The 2,970-nt window shown below is 68.0% G+C and carries 4 protein-coding genes; 3 read left to right on the top strand and 1 reads right to left on the bottom strand.

Features of this window, described 5'->3' with window-relative positions; translation table 11 throughout:
• From ACIQ2E_RS13765 to ACIQ2E_RS13775, 3 genes are all read left to right on the top strand, one after another.
• On the top strand, positions 1 to 352 hold a 352-nt coding region (locus ACIQ2E_RS13765; protein WP_398331703.1), incomplete at its 5' end, for a Pex protein.
• On the top strand, positions 270 to 824 hold the full coding sequence (locus tag ACIQ2E_RS13770) for a cofactor assembly of complex C subunit B (protein ID WP_398331706.1): 555 nt from the start codon (positions 270 to 272) through the stop codon (positions 822 to 824). The genes ACIQ2E_RS13765 and ACIQ2E_RS13770, both read left to right, overlap by 83 nt.
• A 35-nt stretch (positions 825 to 859) precedes the next feature.
• Positions 860 to 1,702: a dehydrogenase gene (locus ACIQ2E_RS13775; RefSeq protein ID WP_398331709.1), complete on the top strand. Its 843-nt coding sequence runs from the start codon at positions 860 to 862 to the stop codon at positions 1,700 to 1,702.
• Here ACIQ2E_RS13775 and hemF read toward each other — a convergent pair.
• The gene (hemF, locus tag ACIQ2E_RS13780) at positions 1,661 to 2,638 is read right to left on the bottom strand and encodes an oxygen-dependent coproporphyrinogen oxidase (RefSeq protein WP_398331712.1); all 978 of its coding nucleotides are present in this window, start codon (positions 2,636 to 2,638) and stop codon (positions 1,661 to 1,663) included. The two genes, ACIQ2E_RS13775 and hemF, sit on opposite strands and share 42 nt — an antisense overlap.
• Positions 2,639 to 2,970: the final 332 nt, after the last annotated feature.

Here is a 2,970-nt window from a genome sequence, read left to right on the forward strand (position 1 = left end):
GGATCACGACAGCTACCCCACCGCCTTGATGCACGACCTCAGCGATGCCCACCCCAAGCTGAGGCTCTCGGAAACGGTGCTGCAGCAGGCCATTCACTTCCTCGATCACGAGGGGGCGATCAGCACCTACAGTCAGCGCTGCCCCAGTCGGGGGCGCCCTCGACGCATGCTCCACCTGCTGGAGGCCCACCGGCAGGCTGCGCTGGAGCTGATGACGCCATGGCGTCATTGGCTTGAGGAGAATGAAGCGCATCTGCATGGCGGCGCGCATGCCCCCGGCCCTGGGTTCCACCCTCCTGCTCACCCTGCTCCTGGCTGTCGGCCTGGTGTTCTTCCTGCGGGCCGCCAGTAAAGACCGCACCACCGTGGTGGAGGTGCGGTCGTCGCGGCCGCCGCTGGAGGTGCTGCCGGTGATGACCGCTTGGCTGAAGCAGCGCGGTTGGCTGGAGCAGGAAAGCAATCCTGAGCGGCGTCTGCTGCGTTTCCGCGGCCAGGTGCAGGCCAGCGGAGGGTTGGCGGTACTGCTCTCGCTGCTGGGGGGCGTGGGTGCCGGTTGCCTGGGCCTGGTGCTGCGTCAGCTTCTGCCCCAGTTGCACTGGTGGCCGCTGCTGCTGATTGCCCTGGGGCCTATGGCCGGTGTGCTTTATCGCCGCCGCGCGGCCCGGGATGAATCGGTGGAGCTGCGCCTGATCAGCCACGATCAGGCCACCGGCAGCGCCCTGCGTTTAAGGGCCCATCGCGATGAGCTGATTGCCCTCGAGCAGGAGCTGGGGCCTCAGCTGGGTCTGTTCAGCGACGGCAACCTGCTCAGCTCGCCGATCTGAGCCAGAGTGGTGTGCCGACCCCGCCGCCTTCACGCATGGCCTGCCTGAGCGGTCTTCGCCGCAGTGTGCTGTTGGCAGGTCTGCTGCTGGCCACCTTGGGCTTGGCTGCGGCGGCCGAGGCTCCCGCACCACGCAGTGGCGGCAGTGACCCGCTCACGGGGGTGCGCAGCCGCCTCCAGCGCGACTGGGTGGGCCGCCGTGCCGTAGGGCGTGAGGTGGAGATTCTGGTGATGGCTGGCCACGCGGATTCCCAGGGCATCCCCGGTGCCGGAACCTCCGGTGCCGCAGTGGATCTGGCTGGGGCCCGCCCGATGCAGCGCGGCATGCGAGATGAGCTCTATTGGAATCTCGAGGTGGCCCGCCGGGTGGTGGAGCTGGGCCGGCAGCGCGGGCTCACGATCCGCTTCTACGACCCGCTGGTGCGCACGATCCACAACGGCGACGACCCCCGCACGAATTGGAGTGTGGGCAAGGCCCACGCCGCGGCCGGTGGCTATGCCCTCGAGATTCATTTCGACGCCTACGGCCCCGATGGGGTGGGATCCGGCGTAATCCCGGCCCTGCACCGCCCCCACAGCAGCATTGACGAAAGCCTCGCCCAGGCGTTCGGCGGCTACCCGCGCCAGTTCCGCGGCGGCCTGGGTGGGCCCCGCCGCGGCATCACGATCCTGGAGATCGGCAAGCTCGAGGCTCCGCTGGAGCCGGCGCTGCGCAATCCAGCCACCCGTGAGCAGGCCCTCGCTGCGATCACCGCACGGGTGGTGAATGCCCTGGAGCTGGGTGTTGGCGGCGTGGTGGAACCCATACCCTCCGCCGCCGCTGGCATTAAGCCTGCCTCAGTGCACAGCCCTGTGGGGCTCGCAGCGGGCGATCAGTGAGTCGTCGCCCAGCCAGTTCTGGGGTTTGGTGAACAGCTCGGTGAGCAGGGCCTCGCGGCTGCCGGCCTCGGGCTGATAGCCGTACTCCCAGCGCACCAGCGGCGGCAGCGACATCAGGATCGACTCGGTGCGGCCGTTGGTCTGCAGGCCGAAGATCGTGCCGCGATCGAACACCAGGTTGAACTCCACGTAGCGGCCGCGGCGATAGAGCTGGAATTGGCGCTCGCGCTCGCCATAGGGGGTGTTGTGGCGCTTCTCGGCGATCGGCACGTAGCTGGGCAGGAAGGCATTGCCGCAGGCGCTGGCCAGGGCAAACAGCTGCTCCCAGTTCTGGGGCTGGGCGCCCACCCGCTGGCCGGCGGCGGCGGCGGGGCCTTCGGGGGCTTGGCCCTTGTAGAGAACGCCGCGGGGATCTTGGTAGTCGTAGAAGATGCCGCCCACGCCGCGGGTTTCATCGCGGTGCTTCAGATAGAAGTATTCGTCGCACCAGGGCTTGAACACCTCGTAGAAGGCGGGGTTGACGCTGTCGCAGGCGCCTTTGAGGGTGCGGTGGAAGTGCTTGGCGTCGTCGAGGAAGGGGTAGTAGGGGGTGAGGTCGGCGCCGCCGCCGAACCACCACACCGGGCCCGCCTCGAAGTAGCGGTAGTTGAGGTGAACGGTGGGGATATAGGGGTTTCGAGGGTGCAGCACCATCGAGGTGCCGGTGGCAAACCAGCGATGGCCCTTGGCTTCCGGGCGCTGGCTGAGGATCGAAGGGGGCAGCTCACTGCCTTCCACCTCGGAGAAATTCACGCCGCCCTGCTCAAACACGCGGCCGCCCTTCATCACGCGGGAACGGCCGCCGCCACCCTCGGGCCGCACCCAGCTTTCTTCTTCGAAGCGCCCGCTGCCATCGAGCTGCTCCAAGCCGGCGCAGATCGAATCCTGCAGACCCATCAGCAGCGCCTTGGCCCGCTGGCGCGAATCGGCCGGAGGCGCCTCCAGGGTTGGCGCGGCGGCGGATGCGCTGCCCAGCTTGGCTTTGGCTCGCGACAGCAGGCCCTTCAACATCAATCCAACCGCCCGGTGGGGCTCAGGCAAACCGTCTCACCTTTTCAGCTCAATGGGCCGCGGCACAAGCTTTCGAGAGGGTTCGTGATCACGATTGCGGTATGCCCGCGGCGGCCGTGGCCGCGCATCAGGTGTCTCCAGCCACCGCTTCTAAGATCCGGATCCTTTCCTCCCGCCCGATGGCCAGCGCAGATCAGGCCTTAGCCCAGGCCCTCGCC

The organism is Vulcanococcus sp. (assembly GCF_044369115.1).
Lineage (GTDB): Bacteria > Cyanobacteriota > Cyanobacteriia > PCC-6307 > Cyanobiaceae > Vulcanococcus.